Source organism: Pseudomonas sp. GW822-FHT06B12 (genome assembly GCF_058799675.1).
Genome location: NZ_JBXALR010000003.1, coordinates 255509 through 275149, shown reverse-complemented (window position 1 = coordinate 275149; position 19641 = coordinate 255509). Strand labels below are relative to the sequence as shown.

21 protein-coding genes and 1 pseudogene are annotated in these 19641 nt (G+C 59.2%); 5 read left to right on the top strand and 17 right to left on the bottom strand.

The features are described from left to right. Window positions 1-6: 6 nt before the first annotated feature. Window positions 7-897, bottom strand: a complete 891-nt coding sequence (locus tag AC1RKH_RS08735; RefSeq protein ID WP_493061440.1) for an AraC family transcriptional regulator — start codon at window positions 895-897, stop codon at window positions 7-9. Window positions 898-1077: 180 nt separating this feature from the next. On the opposite strand from AC1RKH_RS08735, the gene AC1RKH_RS08730 reads away from it, so the two are divergent. Further along, window positions 1078-2130 (top strand): NAD(P)-dependent alcohol dehydrogenase, encoded by a 1053-nt coding sequence (locus tag AC1RKH_RS08730; RefSeq protein WP_493061439.1) that lies wholly within the window; start codon window positions 1078-1080, stop codon window positions 2128-2130. Between the two features lie 12 nt (window positions 2131-2142). On the opposite strand, the gene AC1RKH_RS08725 is transcribed toward AC1RKH_RS08730, so the two are convergent. From AC1RKH_RS08725 to AC1RKH_RS08710, 4 genes and pseudogenes are all read right to left on the bottom strand, one after another. Continuing rightward, a complete protein-coding gene (locus AC1RKH_RS08725) occupies window positions 2143-2937 on the bottom strand; it encodes an IclR family transcriptional regulator (RefSeq protein ID WP_493061438.1) in 795 nt (264 codons plus the stop codon). 60 nt (window positions 2938-2997) lie between these two features. Further along, entirely contained in the window at window positions 2998-3627 is a 630-nt protein-coding gene (locus AC1RKH_RS08720) for a 2-dehydro-3-deoxy-6-phosphogalactonate aldolase (RefSeq protein ID WP_493061865.1), read from the bottom strand. Window positions 3628-3666: 39 nt separating this feature from the next. Further along, a pseudogene (locus AC1RKH_RS08715) lies at window positions 3667-4638 on the bottom strand (2-dehydro-3-deoxygalactonokinase); the annotation flags it as partial. 223 nt (window positions 4639-4861) lie between these two features. After that, a complete protein-coding gene (locus AC1RKH_RS08710) occupies window positions 4862-5344 on the bottom strand; it encodes a GNAT family N-acetyltransferase (RefSeq protein WP_123423168.1) in 483 nt (160 codons plus the stop codon). 122 nt (window positions 5345-5466) lie between these two features. Between AC1RKH_RS08710 and AC1RKH_RS08705 the strand changes: the two genes are divergently transcribed. The 3 genes from AC1RKH_RS08705 (at window position 5467) to AC1RKH_RS08695 (ending at window position 8457) form a co-directional block, all read left to right on the top strand. Then, window positions 5467-6132, top strand: coding sequence for an HD domain-containing protein (locus AC1RKH_RS08705; protein ID WP_493061437.1), 666 nt, complete (start codon window positions 5467-5469; stop codon window positions 6130-6132). A gap of 112 nt (window positions 6133-6244) precedes the next feature. Then, entirely contained in the window at window positions 6245-7465 is a 1221-nt protein-coding gene (locus tag AC1RKH_RS08700; RefSeq protein ID WP_493061436.1) for an MFS transporter, read from the top strand. Between the two features lie 119 nt (window positions 7466-7584). Then, complete coding sequence (locus tag AC1RKH_RS08695) at window positions 7585-8457, top strand: esterase/lipase family protein (protein WP_493061435.1); 873 nt, start codon at window positions 7585-7587, stop codon at window positions 8455-8457. Window positions 8458-8520: 63 nt separating this feature from the next. Here the strand turns inward: AC1RKH_RS08695 and AC1RKH_RS08690 are convergent, their stop codons facing one another. The 4 genes from AC1RKH_RS08690 to AC1RKH_RS08675 all read right to left on the bottom strand — a co-directional run bounded on the left by AC1RKH_RS08690 (window position 8521) and on the right by AC1RKH_RS08675 (window position 11685). Continuing rightward, complete coding sequence (locus tag AC1RKH_RS08690; RefSeq protein WP_493061434.1) at window positions 8521-9081, bottom strand: DUF1285 domain-containing protein; 561 nt, start codon at window positions 9079-9081, stop codon at window positions 8521-8523. Window positions 9082-9098: 17 nt separating this feature from the next. After that, window positions 9099-9704: a DUF4823 domain-containing protein gene (locus AC1RKH_RS08685; RefSeq protein WP_123423173.1), complete on the bottom strand. Its 606-nt coding sequence runs from the start codon at window positions 9702-9704 to the stop codon at window positions 9099-9101. Between the two features lie 233 nt (window positions 9705-9937). After that, a complete protein-coding gene (locus AC1RKH_RS08680) occupies window positions 9938-10906 on the bottom strand; it encodes a GTP 3',8-cyclase MoaA (protein WP_493061433.1) in 969 nt (322 codons plus the stop codon). 140 nt (window positions 10907-11046) lie between these two features. After that, window positions 11047-11685, bottom strand: a complete 639-nt coding sequence (locus AC1RKH_RS08675; protein ID WP_123423175.1) for a TetR/AcrR family transcriptional regulator — start codon at window positions 11683-11685, stop codon at window positions 11047-11049. Between the two features lie 79 nt (window positions 11686-11764). On the opposite strand from AC1RKH_RS08675, the gene AC1RKH_RS08670 reads away from it, so the two are divergent. Beyond that, window positions 11765-12898 (top strand): aminotransferase class V-fold PLP-dependent enzyme, encoded by a 1134-nt coding sequence (locus AC1RKH_RS08670; RefSeq protein WP_493061432.1) that lies wholly within the window; start codon window positions 11765-11767, stop codon window positions 12896-12898. Window positions 12899-13137: 239 nt separating this feature from the next. Here the strand turns inward: AC1RKH_RS08670 and AC1RKH_RS08665 are convergent, their stop codons facing one another. The 8 genes from AC1RKH_RS08665 to acpP form a co-directional block, all read right to left on the bottom strand. After that, on the bottom strand, window positions 13138-13926 hold the full coding sequence (locus AC1RKH_RS08665; RefSeq protein ID WP_493061431.1) for a TatD family hydrolase: 789 nt from the start codon (window positions 13924-13926) through the stop codon (window positions 13138-13140). Between the two features lie 12 nt (window positions 13927-13938). Then, on the bottom strand, window positions 13939-14295 hold the full coding sequence (locus AC1RKH_RS08660; RefSeq protein ID WP_123423178.1) for a PilZ domain-containing protein: 357 nt from the start codon (window positions 14293-14295) through the stop codon (window positions 13939-13941). A gap of 42 nt (window positions 14296-14337) precedes the next feature. Continuing rightward, on the bottom strand, window positions 14338-15324 hold the full coding sequence (locus AC1RKH_RS08655; RefSeq protein ID WP_123423179.1) for a DNA polymerase III subunit delta': 987 nt from the start codon (window positions 15322-15324) through the stop codon (window positions 14338-14340). Continuing rightward, entirely contained in the window at window positions 15317-15949 is a 633-nt protein-coding gene (tmk, locus tag AC1RKH_RS08650) for a dTMP kinase (RefSeq protein WP_123423180.1), read from the bottom strand. Before tmk ends, AC1RKH_RS08655 begins: the two co-directional genes overlap by 8 nt. A gap of 19 nt (window positions 15950-15968) precedes the next feature. Next, window positions 15969-17153, bottom strand: a complete 1185-nt coding sequence (gene mltG, locus AC1RKH_RS08645) for an endolytic transglycosylase MltG (RefSeq protein ID WP_493061430.1) — start codon at window positions 17151-17153, stop codon at window positions 15969-15971. Window positions 17154-17156: 3 nt separating this feature from the next. Further along, window positions 17157-17972 carry an aminodeoxychorismate lyase gene (gene pabC, locus AC1RKH_RS08640; protein ID WP_493061429.1) on the bottom strand — a complete coding sequence of 272 codons (816 nt, stop codon included), beginning with the start codon at window positions 17970-17972 and terminating at the stop codon, window positions 17157-17159. Beyond that, window positions 17972-19216, bottom strand: a complete 1245-nt coding sequence (fabF, locus tag AC1RKH_RS08635) for a beta-ketoacyl-ACP synthase II (protein ID WP_123423183.1) — start codon at window positions 19214-19216, stop codon at window positions 17972-17974. The genes pabC and fabF overlap by 1 nt, the downstream gene beginning before the upstream one ends. Before the next feature lie 110 nt (window positions 19217-19326). Continuing rightward, complete coding sequence (gene acpP / locus AC1RKH_RS08630) at window positions 19327-19563, bottom strand: acyl carrier protein (RefSeq protein ID WP_003175607.1); 237 nt, start codon at window positions 19561-19563, stop codon at window positions 19327-19329. Between the last annotated feature and the right edge of the window lie 78 nt (window positions 19564-19641).

The window sequence follows — 19641 nt, the reverse complement described above, 5'->3', positions numbered from 1 at the left end:
TGAAATCTAAACCACACGCTCCTCCCCCGGGTTGCGTTCGAAATAGCGTTTGTACTCGCGACTGAACTGCGACGTGCTCTGATAGCCCACCCGATGCGCGACCTGCGCCACTCCCAGCCCTTCCGACAGCAACAACTGCTGCGCCTTGAGCAATCGCAGGCGCTTCAAATACTGCACCGGCGACAACAAGGTGCTGCGCTTGAAATGCTCGTGAAAGGTCGACGTGCTCATGTTCGCGCAGCTGGCCAGAGTCTCGACGTTCAGCGGCTCGGTGAAATGCGCGTGCAAGTGACTCAAGGATGCGGCAACCCGGGCAAATTGCCCCTGCTGTTCGACCAGTGCTCGCAATACATCAGCCTGTGGACCGCGCAACGCCACGAACAACAACTCCCGCAACCGCGCCAGCCCCATGACCTGACATTCCAGCGGATCGTGCAGGCAGTGCAACAAGCGTTCGACACAGCCGCGCATGCTGTCGTCGAGTACTGCCGAGGTCATGGATTCGGGTGTTTGCGCCGGCGTATTGCGCCCATGCACCAGCCCCATGGCCAACACCAGTTCGCCCAGCAGCGCCCGGTCGATAGCAATCGAAACCCCGAGCAATGGTGCATCGGCCATGGCAAAGGTTTCGCATTCGAAAGGCACCGGCAGCGCCTGAATCAGGTAATGCCCGGCACCATACTCCAGAGTGCGCGCCCCTAGATAGGCGACTTTACTGCCCTGAGCGATGATCATCAGGCTCGGCTCATAGATCTGCGGGCCACGCGCCACATCGCAACTGGCTCTGAGCACGTGTACGCCGGGCAAGCGTGTCGGCACGAAACCATCACGGGTCGCCAGCGGCTGTATCAGCGCAACCAGCGCGGCATTGGCATCGAGATGACGGGTCAACAACATGGCAAAAACTTCGCGAAAAAAGGGATGAAAGCATCATCGCAGGTCTGAGCGCCAATGCGACCGATCCACCGCGGATGCCGGAGGAATAGGCAAAAGACGCGGAGGAATCGTCATGGCCGCCCCAGCGGACGACGCGGAAAATGGCCCACCTCACCCGTCACTGCTTTTGCGAGGTTCACCATGTACACCGCCATCGGTTACGCCGCCCAGTCGGCCACCACTCCCCTCGCCCCGATGACCTTCGAACGTCGCAGCCCACGCGCCGACGATGTTGCGATCGAAATCCTCTACTGCGGCGTCTGCCATTCCGACATCCACCAGGCTCGCAACGAATGGGGCATCGCGGTTTACCCACTAATGCCGGGCCACGAGATTGTCGGCAAAGTCACCGCCATCGGCGCCAATGTCACCGCCCATAAGGTGGGTGATCTGGTCGGGGTTGGTTGCATGGTCGACTCGTGCCGCCACTGCGAAGCCTGCCAGGCCGACCTTGAGCAATATTGCCTGGAAGGTCCGACCTTGACCTACGCGACCCCGGACCGGGTCGACGGTAGCAACACCATGGGCGGTTACTCCGACAGCATCGTGGTCAGCGAGCATTTCGTCGTACGCATTCCCGAGAAACTCGATCCGGCCAGCGCTGCACCGATCCTCTGCGCCGGCATCACCACCTACTCGCCGCTCAAGCACTACGGCCTGAAGGCCGGTGACAAGGTCGGCATTCTCGGCATGGGCGGCCTCGGCCACATGGGTATCAAGTTTGCCAAGGCCATGGGCGCCGAAGTCACCTTGTTCACACGCTCTGCGAGCAAGGCCGAAGAAGGTCGTCGCCAGGGCGCGGACCACGTGATCGTCTCCACCGATACAGAGCAGATGGCAGCCGCTGCAGGACAGTTCGACTTTTTGCTCGACACCATTCCGGTGCAGCACGACCTCAACCCCTACCTCGATACGCTGCGCTTCGACGGCGTGCACATCCTGGTCGGTTTGATCGAGCCGATCGATCCGCCCGTCCACGCGGCCAAACTGGTGCTGGGGCGTCGGGTGCTGGCCGGTTCGTTGATCGGCGGTATCGCAGAAACCCAGGAAGTGCTGGATTTCTGCGCCGAACACAACATCACCTGCGACATCGAAATGCTCGACATCCGCCAGATCAACGAGGCTTACAGCCGCATGATCGCCGGTGATGTGAAGTATCGTTTCGTCATCGACATGGCGACCTTGAAAGTCTGATCAGCTAGCGGCTTATACCTTCGCCCCTAGCTCCGCCGACAGCCGAGCCGTGACCCCTTTGATCAGGGGAATCAGCTCGGCCATTTTTTCCAGCGGCATGTACGGTACGGTGCTGGCGATACTGATACCGGCGACGATCCGCCGACTGGCATCGCGAACCGGAGCAGCCACACAGCGGATCGACGGTTCGTTGTCCTCCAGATCGAAAGCGTAGCCACCCGCCACATATTCCAGCATGCGCTGCTGAAACTGCTCCCAGGCTTGCTCCGGGCGCTGCGGCCAGAACTGACTATTCCCACCCGCCGGCAAGCTGACTTGATACAGCCGCTGCCATTCCTGCTGTGAGTCATCGAGCATCAGCGCCTTACCGATCCCGGTGCGCGCCAACGGCATGCGATGACCGACCCGCGAGCGCATTTCCGGGCCATTGCGCCCCGGATTCTTGTGCAGGTACAGCACCTCATCGCCTTCACGGATTGCCAGATGGATGGTGTCGCCAGTCAACGCCGACAACTCGTCCAGATACGGTCCGGCAAGGGTCACCAATGGCAGCTCTTCACGCGCCTGAAAACCCAACTCGATCAGCTTCGGTCCGAGCAGGTAACCCACCTGCGGCACTACTCGCAGATAGCGTTCGTCTACCAGACAACTGGCCAGGCGGTGCGTTGTGCTCCGCGTGGTGCCGATCAGCCGGGCGATTTCCTTGAGGTCACGAGCGCCGCCGGCCACGGCATGCACCACCGCCAAACCGCGCAGCAACGTTTGGGTGCCGGTTGGCGCGGCATTTTTCGAGAGCTCTTCCTGCATAGTCCAGTCTTACCGTTGAGCGAGTGAACGGGCAGCATTATGGTTGCCCGTGTGCCGCCACTACAACTCGAAGTGCAGCGCGTTCCATGCCGTGACGTACGCCCTGGCCCGAACGGCCACTTCCTCAGGCGTGAGGCCCGGCTTGAACAACCCGGAACCCAGACCAAAGCCTTTAACGCCTGCCTCGACAAACGCCTGCATGTTGTCCGGAGTAATCCCGCCCACCGGCAGCAGCACGGTCCCGGCCGGCAACACTGCGAGCCAGGCCTTCACTACCGCCGGGCCCATCTGCTCGGCCGGGAACATCTTCAGCACGTCCGCGCCTTCGGCCAGTGCCGCGAACGCCTCGGTCGGTGTCGCCACACCCGGCGACAGGTACAAACCGGCAGCCTTCGCCGCACGCAAAACCTTGGCATCGCTGTGGGGCATGACAATCACCTGGCCACCGGCGGCTTTCACCTGGGCGACCTGCTCCGGAGTCAGCACCGTACCGGCGCCGATCAGGCAATCGGCGGGCAAGGTGCTGCGCAGGATGCGGATGCTTTCATAGGGCTCAGGGGAATTGAGCGGCACTTCGATAACCCGGAAACCGGCCTGGTACAAAACCTCACCGATGGCTGCCGCTTCTTGCGGACGCAGGCCACGAAGGATCGCGATCAAACCGTTTTTTGCCAGCGCTTGCTTGAGCATGTCAGACCTCCAGTCAGGTTGAACGGGAGCGGTTTTGCCGAGCAGCCCCGCCGCGACCGCCAGCTGCCACAACCCGCGTTCAGTGGCCTGCTCGGCCACGGTCACTTGAGTGAAGCCGCAGGTGTCGAGGGCTCGTTGATAGCGTGCACAGAGTTGGGCATTGCCGATCAGGATGATCGAAGGAAGCTTTGCGCTGTGGCGGCGATGGCGATGCACCGTTGCCAGCGCGGACAACTCATGGCCAATCAACAGGCCAGACAGATAGTCCGGTTGCGCTGTGGCACTGAGCTCGCCGGTCAGGCCGAGACTGCGGGTGCTGAACAACGTCGACAGTGGCCCGATCTCGCCGTCCGCCGACAACGCCACCTGCACGCCGCGATCAAACGCCGCGCAATCGAAGGCCGACGTGCGTTGCTGGGTACGACCGAGAATGCTGTGCTCGCTGAGCACAGCGAACAGTTCGCCAGTCATGAAAGTGTCGAAATGAGTGATACAGCCTTCGACCACTTCGACCCATTTCGAATGGCTGCCCGGCAGGCCGATCAACAGGTTGTCCCCTACCCCGACTGGCAGGTTTTGCAGCACGCCAAGAACCTGGGTTTCTTCGCCACGCATCACATTCGGCAAACGCGAATGCTGGATGACGCCGGGCACGATATGCACATCGACGCCGCGCAGGCTGCGCACGGTTTGCAGGGAAGTGCCGAGGTTGGCGACATTCGCCGGCGTATCGCAGTAAGCCGCTTCACGCCAGCCCTGCGCACTGCCGACCATGCCGCAGGCGATCACCGGAAGACCGGGCTGCGCATCGAGCCAGTCACCGCAGGCCTCATCGAACGCCAGTTCAAATCCGTCGGTGCACAACTGGCCGGCGATCACCCGCGGCGCTTTCGGCAACTGCATGATCCCCGACGCCAGCGAACGCTGGTCGAGTACCTGGCCATTGGAGCCGAGTTTGTAAGCACGAAGGGAGGTGGTCCCCCAATCGAGCGCGATCAATTGCGCCTGCATCGCTTCACCTGAATTTGTTTTTGGCAGTGAGTGAGCAGGACTATAAATCCGGACGCAGAAATATCTCAATATATAAATACAACTCCCACATATTGGGACGGCTTGGATTGAAAGATGATTCAGGTTTTTCCTGGCTAAAAAAAAGATCGCAGCCTGCGGCAGCTCCTACGAATCGGTGTAGGCGCTGCCGCAGGCTGCGATCTTTAACAGACGCTGCTAGCGATCAGTTGCCTTCGGCAAACTCACGCAACACATTGCCATCCATGCGATAACGCACCCACTCTTCCTGCGGCTGGGCGCCGAGAGATTTGTAGAAGTCGATGGCTGGGGTGTTCCATTCCAGCACGCTCCATTCGAAGCGACCGCAGTCGTTCGCGCAGGCGATTTTGGCGAGGTGGCGCAGCAGTTGTTTGCCGGCGCCGCCACCGCGTTGTTCGGGAGTGATGTAGAGGTCTTCAAGGTACAGGCAGTTGCTGCCCAGCCAGGTCGAGTAGCTGAAGAAAAAAACCGCGAAACCAATCGGCAAACCGTCGCGCAGGCAGATCAGGCCATGGGCGGTGGCACCTTCGCTGAACAGGCTGCGCTCGATATCGGCGACACTGGCGATGACTTCATGCCGGGCGCGCTCGTAGTCGGCCAGCTCGGTGATGAACGCAAGAATTTGTGGCGCATCGCTGGGAGTGGCCGGGCGGATTTCGATCGACATGGACGTGCCTTGTGAACAGTTGAAACCGCCATACTATGTCGGCGATCAGCGCTCGTCACATGTCACTTCAAAACTTAATCTACGGGCGCCGCCACAAAAGTGCTCCGCACAAAAGGATTGTTATGAGCCTCGCCGCCTTCGCCCCACTGCAGGCCCTCGCCTCGACCCTGTTGCCCCACGCGCTGGAGCCGTCCGAGGATGGCGCCCACGATCTGTCGCACTTGCAACGGGTATGGCGCAACGTTCAGCGGATTCAAACCGAAGAAGGCGGTGACCTTGAAGTGCTGCTGGCGGCCGTATTGCTGCACGACTGTGTGGCAGTGGAAAAAAACTCGCCGCTGCGCTCTCAGGCCTCGCGGCTGGCGGCGGAAAAAGCCTCGGCAATCCTGAGCCAGTTGAATTGGCCCAAGCACAAAAGCGCAGCAGTCGCTCACGCCATCGAAGCCCACAGTTTTTCGGCAAACATTCAGCCGACAACCCTGGAAGCAAGAATTCTCCAGGACGCCGACCGTCTCGACTCCCTCGGTATGCTCGGCGTTGCCCGCACGTTTTACATCGCCGGACGCATGGGCAGCACGCTTTATGATCCGCAGGATCCCACGGCAACATCCCGCGAGTACGACGACAAACGCTTTTGCCTCGACCACTTCCAGACCAAGCTTTTGCACTTGGCCAACGGCTTCCAGACGCCGACTGGCAAGCGCCTTGCGCAACTACGCCACGAGCGTCTGAAGCGCTTCATGGACGAGTTCATTGAGGAGATCGGTTTACCACCCAGCGTCGTCTGAAGCCATTACTCCGCCAATTGCTAACCCTGAAACCGCTAACCACAGAACATACGCCACGACTGCCTGTGTTAGATAAGTCGCCTATAAAACCAATAGATAAAGAGACTTATCCATGCCCAGCCGCAGCACCCCAGACACCGCCGCTTCAGGAAAACTGTTTGGCCTGTTCTGCCTCGCCAGCTACCTGCTTTCGCTGTCCTACGGCTCGACCTTTTTGCTCTCGCTGCTGATCAGCTCACGCGGCGGTAACGAGCATGATGCCGGTAGCGTGATTTCGGCGGCGATGCTCAGCACGTTCGCGACGGTGATCCTGTCGGGGCATTTGTCGGACGCGCTCGGTGCGGCCCGTTCGATTGCCGTGTTTGGCGGCTTGCTGGTACTCGCCAGCCTGGGCTTTGCCCTGACCCCGGGTTTCGGTAGCACCTTACTGTTTTTCGGCCTGACGCTGGGGCTCGGCTGGGGCGTGTTTTACACTTTGGGGCCGATCATCGTGGCGATGCTGGTCACGCCCGCACAACGCGCCAAATACTTCGCGCTGCTCTCTGGCAGCATGATGACTGGCATCGGCTCAGGGCCGTTGCTCGGGCGGGCGGCCAGCGCGCTGGGTTACCCTGTAACCAGCGCATTTTACCTCGCCGCACTGGCGAGCCTGATCGGCGCGGTGCTGTTCTGGCGTTTGGGTGTCGCACTCAAACAGCGCCCGAATCAGTTGGGCGCGGCGGCGGTTTCACGGATCTCCTGGGCTGCCGTAGCGCGGGTGATGTCATCCAAAGCACTGTTTCCCATCGTCATGGTCGGCCTTGGTGGCTGCGTGTTTGGCGGTCTGTCGAGCTTCCAGACCAGCTACGCTGCGTCCCGCTCACTGGATTACTCGCTGTTCTTTCTTGGCTTCATGAGCGCTGCGATCACCAGCCGCATGCTGATCGCCAGCTTTGTGGTCAAGCGCGATCCCTATTGGGCATCCTGCATTCTGTCGGGACTGATGGTGGTGTCGATTCTGATGTTCCGCTTCGTCGTCGACGGCGCCCTCACTTACCTGATCGCCGCCGCTGTTCTGGGCGTCGGTTACGGATTGACCTACTCGGTGATCAACGGCCTGGCCGCCAATGAAGCGCCGGCGGGCAGCACTTCCCAAGCCTTGTTGCTGTTCAGCCTTGGGTACTTCGTGGGCGTGTTTGGCTTTCCCTTACTGGCTGGCAAGATCATCGTCGAGCAAGGTCTGCCGACGCTGTTACTCATAGTGTTGGCGGTGGCGCTACTGAATTGGTCGATCGCCGTTGGCCGCTTGCTGTGGCGTTGGGCAATCGCCAGCAATGTGCCGCAAGAGGCATAGACCGGTACCCTGCCCGAAGCGATTTGTACCAACCCGTTTTGTAAACTACGGTTAGCCGCGACAGATCAAGCAGTCAATAGCATCTGTTCCACTTGAATCCGCTATCGACAGGTATAAGCATGAACATGGATGCGTCTACGCAATACCCGATTGTTTTGGTTCACGGCCTTTTCGGCTTCGATACGATTGCCGGTTATCCGTACTTCTTCGATATCAAGGAAGCCCTCGAACACGCTGGCGCTCAGGTGTTTGCAGTCAACATTCCAGCCGTCAACGGCAATGAGGAACGCGGTGAAAAACTGCTCGAACAGGTCAACCGCATTTTGCGCGAAACGGGCGCCGACAAGGTCAATCTGATAGGCCATAGCCAAGGCCCCCTGGCAGCACGCTATGTAGCGGCACTGCACCCGGAGAAGGTCGCGTCGGTCACCTCTGTCAGTTGCCCCAATCACGGCTCCGAGATTGCCGACCAGTTGCATAAGGCCCTGACGCCCGGTGAGTTGCCCGAAGCGCTCGTACTGGCCCTGTTGAGCGCAGTCGGCACCTTCATTTCATTGATCAGCGGCCATCCACAGAACCCTGTGGACCCTCAAGCAGCGTTCGAATCGCTGACCAGCGCAGGGTTGGCTGAATTCAATCGCAAGTACCCGCAAGGGGTGCCGAAACACTGGGGCGGTGAAGGCAACGAAATTGAAAACGGCGTGTATTACTACTCCTGGAGCGGGATTCTGCAAAACTTTCAAACCCCGCAAATACTCGATCCGACCCATATCAACTGCATCGTGCTGTCGAAGTTATTTTATAAAGAGAAACACGCCAACGACGGGCTGGTCGGACGATACAGCTCGCACCTGGGGAAAGTGATTCGCTCGGATTACCCCATGGACCATTTTGACGCCGTCAATCAAATGGCCGGGATCACCAGTTGGAACGTGAGCCCGGTCAGTCTCTATCTGGAACATGCCGCTCGGCTCAAGAGCAAGGGTTTGTAAACCCATTGGCAATGGCCCGGTTTAAACACCGGGCCGTTTTCCAGAACACAGCAGCACAGCGTGTTACGGCTCAAGCCCGATGGGGAAAAACTCGCCACCACTCCACACGCCCAACCATTGCTGGCCATCGATCTCGCGGGTCACGGCCAGTTCGACCAGTTGATAAAACACGTTGCGATGGATCAGCGCTTCAAGATTGGTGCGTACGTGCACGTAAGGCGCTGGTTCCTGGGTCAGCGGATCGATCACCACGCGCAACGGATGCTCGGCACCTGCCTCGGCCTGCTCTTCGACGTTGGTGATAAAACGCAAAACCTGCGCTTCGCCCTCGCCTTCAACCTCCAGTGCAACCGCCACAAACGGCGCGTCATCGACCTTGATCCCAACCTTTTCGACCGGGGTAATCAGGAAATAATCATCACCGTCGCGGCGAATGATGGTGGAGAACAGCTTGACCATCGGCTTGCGCCCGATCGGCGTGCCGAGGTAATACCAGGTACCGTCGCGGGCGATGCGCATGTCGATGTCGCCACAGAAGTCGGGGTTCCACAAATGGACCGGCGGCAAGCCTTTGGACTTGGGGATTTGCCCCAACAGATCGTTAGCTTTTTGCGGACCACTCATGCTGCTCTCCTGGTGAGTTACTGATCGCTCATGCCCAACAGGCTACGAGCGTATTGCTGCAGCGGCTGAGCGATCAGGTCTTCTGGCTTGTTGTCGTGGAACGTCAGTAAACCGCCACGGCTCTTGATTCGTGCAGTATCGATCAAATACTGGGTGCTGGTCTCGATCAGCATGATCTGAATCACTCCACTGTCGAGCCCCAGGCGATCCACGGCGCCCTGATCGATCAACTCATCCGAATTGCCGATACGGTCGTCGGCCTTGGCAAAGCGGGTGTAGAGCAGGTAATGCGCGCCCGCCGCACGCGCCTCGCCCATGGCGGTGTCGAGACCTTCAGGCGCGCGAGCGCGGCGAACCATCGGGAAATATTCGATGAAGCCGTTGAAGGCTTCTTCAGCGACCACGTTCGGCCGCGGATAGGCACTGCCCGGAGGCGCAAAAGCGCCTTGAGCGATGTAGATAAACGAGTCCGGCTGAATGCGCAGATTATTCACACGACGGCTGTCGCTGTGATCGAGCAGACCTGCGTCGCTCATGTGGTAGCGAACCCCTTCGCCCATATCGCTGACATTCATGCAGCCGCCAAGCGCCAAAAAGGCCAGCAGCAAAACCAGGCTACGCATCCTACCCTCCAGAGGCCGGTGACGGAAAACCGGCGAATGTCCGCAAGATGCAGCTTCCGCGCCAGCTCAATGCGACACCCATTTGTAGCAGCTGCCGAATGCTGCGTCCGGCTGCGCAGCAGTCGTAAACCTGAGCACGAGATATAGATTGAATGACGAATGCAAGTCGCTTGTTTTTTTGCGAGGGCTGCGCCCTCGAACGCAGCCTTCGGCAGCTGCTACAAAAAGCCGGGTCAGCCGCCGATGATTTTCATCACGGTCGCACCACCGGAAAACGCCACTTCCTGTTTGTCACCCAACGCCTTCACCAGCAACCGCTGGAGCGCCGGCAACGCTTCATGGCGCGGCTTGTCCAGCAAGTCGCCGACATAGTGGCGGTTACTCGACGACAGGCAGCCATGCAGCCAGCCAGTGGACGACAGGCGCAAACGCGAGCACGTACGGCAGAACGGCACGCTTTCATTGGCGATCACGCCGAAATAGCCGTGCCCCGGAATTTCGTAACGCACCGCCGTGGCATCCACTGGCGCGTCGGCCTGCAGGTACTCGTAGCGATCGCCAATTAGGCTCAGCAACTGCTTGAGGCTGACGAACTGCTGCAGGAATGCGTTCGAATCACTGGCCAGATGGCCCATGCGCATCAGCTCGATGAACCGCAGCTCATAACCGCGTTCCAGACAGTAATCGAGCAGCGGCATCACCTGATCGAGGTTCTGCCCGCGCAACGGCACCATGTTGACCTTGATCTTCATGCCCGCAGCGTGTGCCTGGTCCATGCCATTGAGCACCGTTGCCAGATCGCCGCCGCGCGCAATGCTGCGGAACGCATCGGCGTCCAGGGTATCGAGGGAAACGTTGATCCGCCGAATGCCGGCGTCCACCAGCAAGGGCAGTTTCTTCGCCAGCAATTGGCCATTGGTGGTCAGGCTGATGTCGGCAAGGCCCATCTTCCCGACGGCGGTCATGAAGGCTTCCAGCTTCGGGCTCACCAGCGGCTCACCACCGGTGATGCGCAAACGCTCGATACCCGCGGCTTCGATCAGGTAGGCAACACCGCGCGCCATGGCCTCGGCCGACAGTTCATCCTGCGCTGCCACCAATCGCTTGCCATTGGGCACGCAGTAGGTACAGGCGTAGTTGCAGGCGGAGGTCAGACTGACCCGCAAATTGCGGAAACGCCTGCCTTGTCGGTCAACGATCATGGATCACTCCGGCGGAAGTAGATTCGGAAGCGCTAAAACTTGACTCACAAATCAAGTTTTAGCAATACCTAAGCCTGAGTATATTCCTGGGGCACTGCGCCATACAGGGAAAACATGGCGCAATAAGGCATCTGAATGAATCAGCTGCTCGGGGTGTCAGTATCGCGCTTGCGCTTGTTGCCCATGCGCACGCCGATGTCCATCAGGAACTGGAAGAAACCTTCCTGATCTTCCAGCACATTGCTCCAGAACGGCGAGTGATACAGCGCGACAGCGCCGTGCACCAACGCCCAGGACGCGCAGTAGTGGAAGTACGGCGGCACGTCTTCAAGCTTGCCTTCGCTGATGCGGCCCTTGATCAACAAGGTCAGGCGTTCGAAGTTGGAGGCGCGAATCCTGTGCAACTCCTCGACCATCTCCGGCACCTGATTGCCCTTGACCACCTTCTCTTCCAGACGATCGAACAGCCGGTAACGTTGCGGATCGCGCATGCGGAATTCGAAGTAGGCCCGGGACAGGGCTTCCTTATCCTTGTCGACATCGGCAGAGTGCAGCAGCTCGTTCAGGTCACGCTCGTAATCGAGCATCAGGCGCAGATAGATCTCCGCCTTGGACTTGAAATGCTTGTAGATGGTGCCTTTGCCGATACCCACGGCATCAGCGATCATCTCGACGGTGACACTGTCTTCACCTTGTTCGAGGAACAGCTTGAGCGCGGTGTCGAGAATTTCTTGCTCGCGGCGACGAAACTCACGGACCTTACGAGGTTCTTTATGCATAAGAAAAGGTCTGTAGGGGTCAAAATTCGAAGCCGCGTATTATGCCTAACTTGCGCCAAATTGCACGGATCATCCGACCATGACTACGTTTCTTGATGAATTTGTACAGGCACCGGGCCTGCGTTATTTGAATCATGCGGCCGTTGCACCCTGGCCAAATCGCGCTGCCACGGCGGTGTCACGCTTCGCCCAGGAGAACGTTTTACTGGGCGCAAGGGACTATTCGGACTGGATGGCGCTTGAACAACGCTTGCGTGAACGCCTGATGCGCCTGCTTAACGCACCGTCGACGGATGACGTGGCACTGGTCAAAAATACTTCTGAAGCATTGTCTTTTGTCGCCTTTGGACTGTCGTGGCAAAGCGGCGACCAGATCGTCATCAGCGATGAAGAATTTCCTTCCAACCGCATCGTCTGGGAAGCTTTAGCCTCCCAAGGCGTGGAAGTGATTCAGGCCAGCCTCAAGGGCGATGACCCGGAAGGCGCCCTGTTGGCGGCCTGCGGACCGCGCACCCGCTTGATGTCAGTGAGTGCAGTGCAATTCGCCAGCGGTCTGCGCCTGGACCTGCAACGCCTGGGTGCTGGCTGCAAACAACAGAACGTGCTGTTCTGCATCGACGCCATCCAGCAACTCGGCGCCCTGCCCTTCGATGTGCAGAGCTATCAATGCGACTTCGCCATGGCCGACGGCCATAAATGGCTGCTCGGGCCAGAAGGCCTGGGGGTGCTCTATGTGCGCAGCGAACTGCGTGAACAGCTGAAACTGCACGAATTCGGCTGGCACATGCTCGAACACATGGGCGATTACAACCGCACTGAATGGGAACCGGCCAAGAGTGCACGGCGTTTTGAATGCGGCAGCCCGAACATGCTCGGAGCGATGGCGCTGGAAGCCAGCCTGTCGTTATTGGAAGAAGTCGGCATGGAGCAAGTCGCTGCACTGATCGCCGAGCGAGTGAAATGGCTGCAGGATGGCCTCAGCGCGATTCCCGGCGTACAACTGCACAGCCCGCTTAATCCAGCCCGGCGCGGGGGGATTCTTTCGTTCAGTATCGATTGCATCGATAACCAGGCCGTTTACGAGGCCCTGAAAGCCCAGCAGGTGATTTGCATCCCGCGCGGCCCAGGCGTTCGTTTTTCACCGCACTTCTACACCGAAAAGCGCGTGATCGACGAAACTGCTGCCATTGTTGCGTCGATCGCCAGGCAGTGAGAACTCAAGCGAAGCGCCTGTATTCCAAATATGTTTAAGAAACAGCTGGGGCAAACTGGACTCGGCGCAATAGTGATCAATACTTGAACTGTCGGCGCGGCATCTCCCCCAAGTGTTGCGCCGATGAAGGTACCAAAGGACCGCGTACCTTTGTTTTACTCCTAATGGTCTTAACCCGGATTCACCCCCCAGAACCCGGGTTTTTTTTGCCTGCGATTTGAGGCTCCGGCTCGACCCTGTCAAATCGACTTGACGTGTGCCAACGGAAACAGCCGCTTGAAGTTCTCCGTAGTCTGCTCGGCAAAGCGCTCGTAGGATTCGCCGCGCAACATGGCCAGAAACTCCGCGACATCCCGTACGTATTGCGGAAGGTTCGGCTTGCCGCGATGTGGGATCGGCGCCAGGTACGGCGAATCGGTTTCCACCAGCAGGCGATCCGCCGGCACTTGCCGGGCCACATCACGCAAGGCGTCGGCATTGCGGAAAGTCACGATCCCCGACAACGATATATAGAACCCCAGATCCAGCGCAGCCTTGGCCATGTCCCAGTCTTCGGTGAAGCAATGCAACACCCCGGCCTGCGGCAATGCTGCTTCACGCAATAGCCTCAGCGTATCGGCGCGGGCGCCACGGGTGTGGACGATCACCGGTTTGCCGGTCTGCTGGGCCGCTTGCAGGTGCAAACGGAAGGACTCCTGCTGCAACTCGGCGGCTTCTGGTTCGTAGTGGTAATCCAGACCGGTTTCGCCGATCGCCACCACCCGCGGGTGATTGAGCTCCTGCAGCAGCCAGTCCAGCGCCGGAGCGGCGCCCGGCTGAACATCCAGCGGATGCACGCCCACCGAACAATCAACGTCGTCGTAACGCTCGGCGAGGGCTTTGACGTCCTTGGCGTTGTCGACGCTGACGCCAATACAGAGGAAATGCCCTACCCCGCACTGACGAGCGGCTGCGAGCGCAGCATCCAGCGAGCCGTCGTGTGCGGCAAGGTCGAGACGGTCAAGGTGACAATGGGAATCTACGAGCATAAAAGGCTGCAACTACATCGTATGAGTGGGACGGTCGGACTTCAGGGCTCCGACCAGATAGGTTTCGATTCGGCTTCGAGCGGTGTCATCGCCTTCGTTGAACTGCACGCCGACACCGGCGGCACGATTACCCTGAGCGCCCTTGGGGGTCACCCAGGTCACTTTACCGGCCACCGGAATCTTTTCCGGCTCATCCATCAGATGCAGCAGCATGAATACCTCGTCACCCAACTTGTAGCTTTTGTTGGTCGGGATAAACAGGCCGCCGTTTTTGATGAACGGCATATAGGCCGCATAAAGCACTGATTTGTCCTTGATGGTCAGGGACAAGATGCCGTTGCGCGGGCCCGGGCTGACGGGTTCATTCATGCTGACCTCCATGGCTGATGATCAGAGTCTAGGCGCAGACGCTCACTTCTGGGTGGGCAAGGACACCCATTGCACCAACAGCGCTTCCAGCAACAACGCCGGATTAAGGTTCGCCTTACTCATCACTTTCTGCCGCTGGGCGAGAATCCAGTCCTGAATATTCAAGACTTTTTCCTGAGCGGTTTTCTGCGCCAGGTACTGAACCACTTTGCGCATGTCCGCCAACCCCAACCCCTCTTCATCCTGGGTCAACTGGTAGCGCAGAATCAGACTTGACCAGTCGCAGAACCAGTCGAACAGCTGCAACATCGGAATGGATTTCCACTCTTCGGCCAGTTGCGTCGGCGACTGTTGCTGCTTGAGCAACTTCTTCACGCCCTCGACTACCAGCGCACGCTGCTCGCGCACGCCCTGCCCTTGCAGCTTGACAGCCGCCAGCGGCGAACCGGCAGCCAGGGTCAGCAGCTCGATACGCTCTTCTTCGGCGCAATCGGGCAAGGCCTTGGCCAGCCATTGCAGGCTCATGGCTTCGCTCGGCAACGGACAGGCCTGTTGCACACAACGACTCTTGATGGTCGGCAGCAGACGACTGGTCTGGTGACTGACCAACAGCAATACCGTATCGCCTGACGGTTCTTCGAGGCTTTTCAGCAAGGCGTTGGCGGCGTTGATGTTCATCGACTCGGCTGGCTCGATCAACACGACTTTGCGGCCGCCCATCTGCGCGGTCTGGACCACGAAGCTGACCAGATCACGAACCTGATCGACCTTGATCGCCTTGTCGGCTTCTTCCGGTTCCAGGATGTAGTTGTCGGGGTGACTGCCGGCTTTGAGCAGCAGGCAGGATTTGCACTCGCCACAGGCGTCCTGGGCGGTCGGACGCTGGCAGAGCAAACTGGCCATCAACCGCTCGGCCAGCGCACGCTTGCCGATCCCGGCCGGGCCATGCAGCAAATAGGCGTGCGCGTGCTGTGCCCGACCGGCCAGTTGCTGCCAAAGGCTGTCTTGCCACGGATAGGCCTCAGCCACGGTGACGCTCCAGCAATCGTGGCATCAAGGCATCCAGCGACTGCTGAACCTGTGCCAACGGCTGCGAGGCGTCCACCAACAGGTAACGCGCTGGATCAGCCTCGGCGCGCTTCAAGAACGCGCTGCGCACCGCCTCAAAAAACACTCGACCCTCAAGCTCGAAACGGTCCAGTCGACCGCGAGCGCTGGCCCGCGCCATGCCGATTTCAATCGGCAAGTCGAACACCAGTGTCAGGTCCGGGCGCAAGTCGCCTTGAACGAAGGTTTCCAGGGTCGCGATACGCTCAAGCGACAATCCGCGACCACCGCCCTGATAGGCGTACGTCGAATCGGTAAAGCGGTCGCACAACACCACCGCACCCCGCGCCAGCGCCGGGCGAATCACTTCGGCCAAATGCTGGGCCCGAGCTGCGAACACCAGCAACAACTCGGTATCCGGGTTCATGACCTCGTCGACCGGGGCCAGCAGCACGTCGCGGATTCGCTCGGCCAGCGGTGTACCACCCGGCTCTCGAGTCAACACGACTTCGATACCCTCGGCGCGCAAACGCTCGGCCAGGTATTCACGATTGGTGCTCTTGCCGGCGCCTTCCGGGCCTTCCAGGGTAATAAACAAGCCAGTCACAGGCAGTCCTTAGTCAGAGTCATTGCGGGCTTTGCGGCTCATCGGCACTCGGTGCTGGAGCTGGAGCTGGAGCCGGTTGCGATGGCGGCAGTTGCGGCGTCGCCTCTGGAGCCGTGTCGGGCGACGCTGGAGCAGTCGGCGCCTGCGCATCAGGCGCCGCAGCTCCATTGGCCGGCGCCGGGCTGGAACGGTAATCGGCGCGTCGCTTGATCTGGAACTCGCGCACAGCACTGTTGTGGGCATCCAGATCGTCGGAGAACACGTGACTGCCGTCACCGCGCGCCACGAAATACAAACTGGTACCGGACACCGGATTCAGCGCCGCATGAATCGCTTCACGACCGACCATGGCAATCGGCGTCGGCGGCAGCCCAGAGATCATGTAAGTATTGTAGGGCGTCGGTTCTTTCAGGTGGGCACGGGTCAACTTGCCGTTGTAGCGCTCACCCAGGCCATAGATCACGGTCGGATCGGTTTGCAGCAACATGCCGATCTGCATCCGTCGTACGAACACCCCGGCAATCTGCCCACGCTCTTGCGGCACACCGGTCTCTTTCTCCACCAGCGAAGCCATGATCAGTGCCTGATAGGGCTCGGTATAGGGCGCGTCGGGAGAGCGTTTGCTCCACTCTTTCGCAAGGACTTCGTCGAGGCGCTCGTAAGCTTTTTCCAGCAGCTCGGCGTCGGTCATGCCACGCACAAAACGATAAGTGTCTGGAAAAAACCGGCCTTCCGGAAACACTCCAGCGTGACCAAGCTTGTTCATCACGTCGCTGTCGCTCAGACCCGCAAGGGTTTGTTCGAGCTTGTCACTTTTTGCCAGCGCCGCACGGACCTGACGAAAGTTCCAGCCCTCGACCAAGGTCAGGCTGTACTGAACCACTTCACCGCGCTGCCAAAGACCGATCAGGCCCTGCGCACTCATACCTGGCAGCATGCGGTATTCACCGCTGTGCAACGGCTGCGCGGCAAGGTTGAAGCGCCAGTACAGGCGCAACCAGAAGGCGTCCTGAAGCACACCGTCGGTTTCAAGGCGATTGAAAGTCCCGGACGGCGTCGAGCCGTTCGGCACATCCAGCAACTCTTCCTGAGTAATCTTGAGTGGCTGCTCCAGCGCCGAGTTGATCTTCCAGGCCGAAGCGCCCAGCAGTAGCCCCGCCAGAACCAGTCCGGTTTCCAGCAGCAGCAAGAGTTTACGTCTCACGAATCAAGCATCCAGTAGCGCGCGGGCAATGCCTTGCAGTTTACGGGTGAGCGGCCCAACCGGCCAGCTCAGCGCAGCATAAGCGTGTACCGGCCAGATACCGTACACGCTGTTGCAAACAAAAATTTCATCAGCCTGTTGCAGCTGATCAAGGCTGATGTCAGTGATATGTGTGGCAATCCCCAGACTCTCGGCTTGAAACAAGAGTTCGGCGCGCATCACTCCGGCCACGCCGCAACGACTCAGATCAGCCGTCAGCAACGCGCCATCGCGCACCAGGAACAGATTGCTGAAAACGCCTTCGATCACCCTGCCCTGAAGATCCAGCATCAATCCTTCGGCATGCTCGGTATCCTGCCATTCCGAACGGGCAATGACCTGTTCGAGACGATTGAGGTGCTTGAGGCCGGCGAGCAAGGGTTGCTCGGAAAGTCGTGTGGCACAGGGAAACAGCCGAATACCGTGCTGCGCATGGACAGCAGGATAAGCAGCTGGCGGATTGCCTTGCAGAATTCGTCGCGGCGCCACCGAAGGATCGGCCGCATAACCACGCTGGCTGTCGCCGCGAGTGAGAATAAGTTTGAGCACGCCTTCGCCAAGTGCGGCGGCGTATGTCAGTAGCTCACTGCGAATCAACGCGTGATCCGCGTTAATCGCCAAACGCGAGCAGCCATCGGCCAGACGACTCAAATGTCGATCCAGCAGCAGCGGCTGCCCGCCCTTGACCGCAATGGTCTCGAACAGACCATCGCCATACGCCAGGCCGCGGTCTTTTAGCGACAGAGCGTCAGCCGGCTGACCGTCGACCCAGCTTTCCATCAATCAACGAACCGACGGAACACCAGCGAGCCGTTGGTACCGCCAAAACCGAACGAGTTGGACAACACCACATCGATATTCATATCGCGTGCAGTGTGCGGCACGAAATCGAGGTCGCAACCTTCATCCGGCTCATCGAGGTTAATGGTCGGTGGCGCCACCTGGCCATTGATTGCCAACACACTGAAGATCGCTTCGACTGCGCCCGCCGCACCCAGCAGGTGACCGGTCATGGACTTGGTCGAACTGACGGCCAGCTTGTAGGCGTGATCGCCAAACACCGACTTGATCGCGCAGACTTCGGCGAGGTCACCGGCGGAGGTCGAAGTACCGTGGGCGTTGATGTACTGCACTTGCTCGACATTCAGCTTGGCGTCACGCAGCGCGTTGACGATGCAACGTGCGGCGCCTGCGCCATCGGCCGGTGGCGAAGTCATGTGGTACGCATCGCCACTCATGCCAAAGCCGATCAGCTCGGCGTAAATGGTCGCGCCACGTGCCTTGGCGTGCTCCAGCTCCTCAAGCACCAATGCACCGGCACCGTCGGACAACACAAAGCCATCACGGCCCTTGTCCCATGGACGGCTGGCACGAGTCGGTTCGTCATTGCGGGTCGACAGTGCTCGAGCAGCACCAAAGCCGCCCATGCCAAGTCCACAAGCGGCCATCTCGGCACCACCGGCAATCATCACGTCGGCTTCGCCGTAGGCAATGTTGCGCGCCGCCATACCGATGCAGTGCGTACCGGTGGTACAGGCTGTCGAAATGGCGTAGTTAGGCCCCTGCGTCCCCAGATGGATGGACAGGAAACCGGAAATCATATTGATGATCGAGCCCGGCACAAAAAACGGAGAAATCCGCCGTGGCCCCGAATCATGCAGCGTGCGGCTGGTTTCTTCGATATTGGTCAGACCGCCAATACCCGAGCCCATGGCCACGCCGATGCGTTCACGATTGGCGTCGGTGACTTCCAGGCCTGCGTTACGCACTGCCTGAAACCCTGCTGCCAGACCGTATTGAATGAACAGGTCGAGTTTGCGAGCTTCCTTGACCGACAGATATTCCTCGACATTGAAGCCCTTTACCGAGCCGCCAAAACGGGTGGAATAGGCAGAAAGGTCGGTGTGTTCGATCAGACCAATGCCACTGCGGCCAGCCAGAATGCCCTGCCAGCTGCTCGGCACATCCGTGCCCAGTGGCGACAACATACCCATACCGGTGACTACGACGCGTCTACGCGACACAGCACTCTCCTTTTTTCAAATGACGACTTTGCATCAGGCCTAAAGGAAAAAACCGCACGCCGTGATGGCAGTGCGGTTTTTCCATGACAGCTAACAACGGCTACAAACTATTACGCCTGATGGCTAGTAACGTAGTCGATGGCAGCTTGTACAGTAGTGATCTTCTCAGCTTCTTCGTCAGGAATTTCGGTCTCGAATTCCTCTTCCAGAGCCATCACCAGCTCAACGGTGTCAAGGGAGTCGGCACCCAGGTCTTCAACGAAGGAAGCAGTGTTCACAACTTCTTCTTCTTTAACGCCCAGTTGCTCAGCAACGATTTTCTTGACGCGCTCTTCGATGGTGCTCATACCTTGTTTTCACTCCTAATGGACAAATTCAGGCAGCTGGCCAGTGGGTAAGTGTATAGAAAGGCTTTTCAGTTTTTC

Bases quoted from the DNA above. Each gene is read 5' to 3' on its own strand.
- AC1RKH_RS08735 (WP_493061440.1), bottom strand. From the start codon at position 897: ATGTTGTTGACCCGTCATCTCGATGCCAATGCCGCGCTGGTTGCGCTG.
- AC1RKH_RS08730 (WP_493061439.1), top strand. From the start codon at position 1,078: ATGTACACCGCCATCGGTTACGCCGCCCAGTCGGCCACCACTCCCCTC.
- AC1RKH_RS08725 (WP_493061438.1), bottom strand. From the start codon at position 2,937: ATGCAGGAAGAGCTCTCGAAAAATGCCGCGCCAACCGGCACCCAAACG.
- AC1RKH_RS08720 (WP_493061865.1), bottom strand. From the start codon at position 3,627: ATGCTCAAGCAAGCGCTGGCAAAAAACGGTTTGATCGCGATCCTTCGT.
- AC1RKH_RS08710 (WP_123423168.1), bottom strand. From the start codon at position 5,344: ATGTCGATCGAAATCCGCCCGGCCACTCCCAGCGATGCGCCACAAATT.
- AC1RKH_RS08705 (WP_493061437.1), top strand. From the start codon at position 5,467: ATGAGCCTCGCCGCCTTCGCCCCACTGCAGGCCCTCGCCTCGACCCTG.
- AC1RKH_RS08700 (WP_493061436.1), top strand. From the start codon at position 6,245: ATGCCCAGCCGCAGCACCCCAGACACCGCCGCTTCAGGAAAACTGTTT.
- AC1RKH_RS08695 (WP_493061435.1), top strand. From the start codon at position 7,585: ATGAACATGGATGCGTCTACGCAATACCCGATTGTTTTGGTTCACGGC.
- AC1RKH_RS08690 (WP_493061434.1), bottom strand. From the start codon at position 9,081: ATGAGTGGTCCGCAAAAAGCTAACGATCTGTTGGGGCAAATCCCCAAG.
- AC1RKH_RS08685 (WP_123423173.1), bottom strand. From the start codon at position 9,704: ATGCGTAGCCTGGTTTTGCTGCTGGCCTTTTTGGCGCTTGGCGGCTGC.
- AC1RKH_RS08680 (WP_493061433.1), bottom strand. From the start codon at position 10,906: ATGATCGTTGACCGACAAGGCAGGCGTTTCCGCAATTTGCGGGTCAGT.
- AC1RKH_RS08675 (WP_123423175.1), bottom strand. From the start codon at position 11,685: ATGCATAAAGAACCTCGTAAGGTCCGTGAGTTTCGTCGCCGCGAGCAA.
- AC1RKH_RS08670 (WP_493061432.1), top strand. From the start codon at position 11,765: ATGACTACGTTTCTTGATGAATTTGTACAGGCACCGGGCCTGCGTTAT.
- AC1RKH_RS08665 (WP_493061431.1), bottom strand. From the start codon at position 13,926: ATGCTCGTAGATTCCCATTGTCACCTTGACCGTCTCGACCTTGCCGCA.
- AC1RKH_RS08660 (WP_123423178.1), bottom strand. From the start codon at position 14,295: ATGAATGAACCCGTCAGCCCGGGCCCGCGCAACGGCATCTTGTCCCTG.
- pabC (WP_493061429.1), bottom strand. From the start codon at position 17,972: ATGGAAAGCTGGGTCGACGGTCAGCCGGCTGACGCTCTGTCGCTAAAA.
- acpP (WP_003175607.1), bottom strand. From the start codon at position 19,563: ATGAGCACCATCGAAGAGCGCGTCAAGAAAATCGTTGCTGAGCAACTG.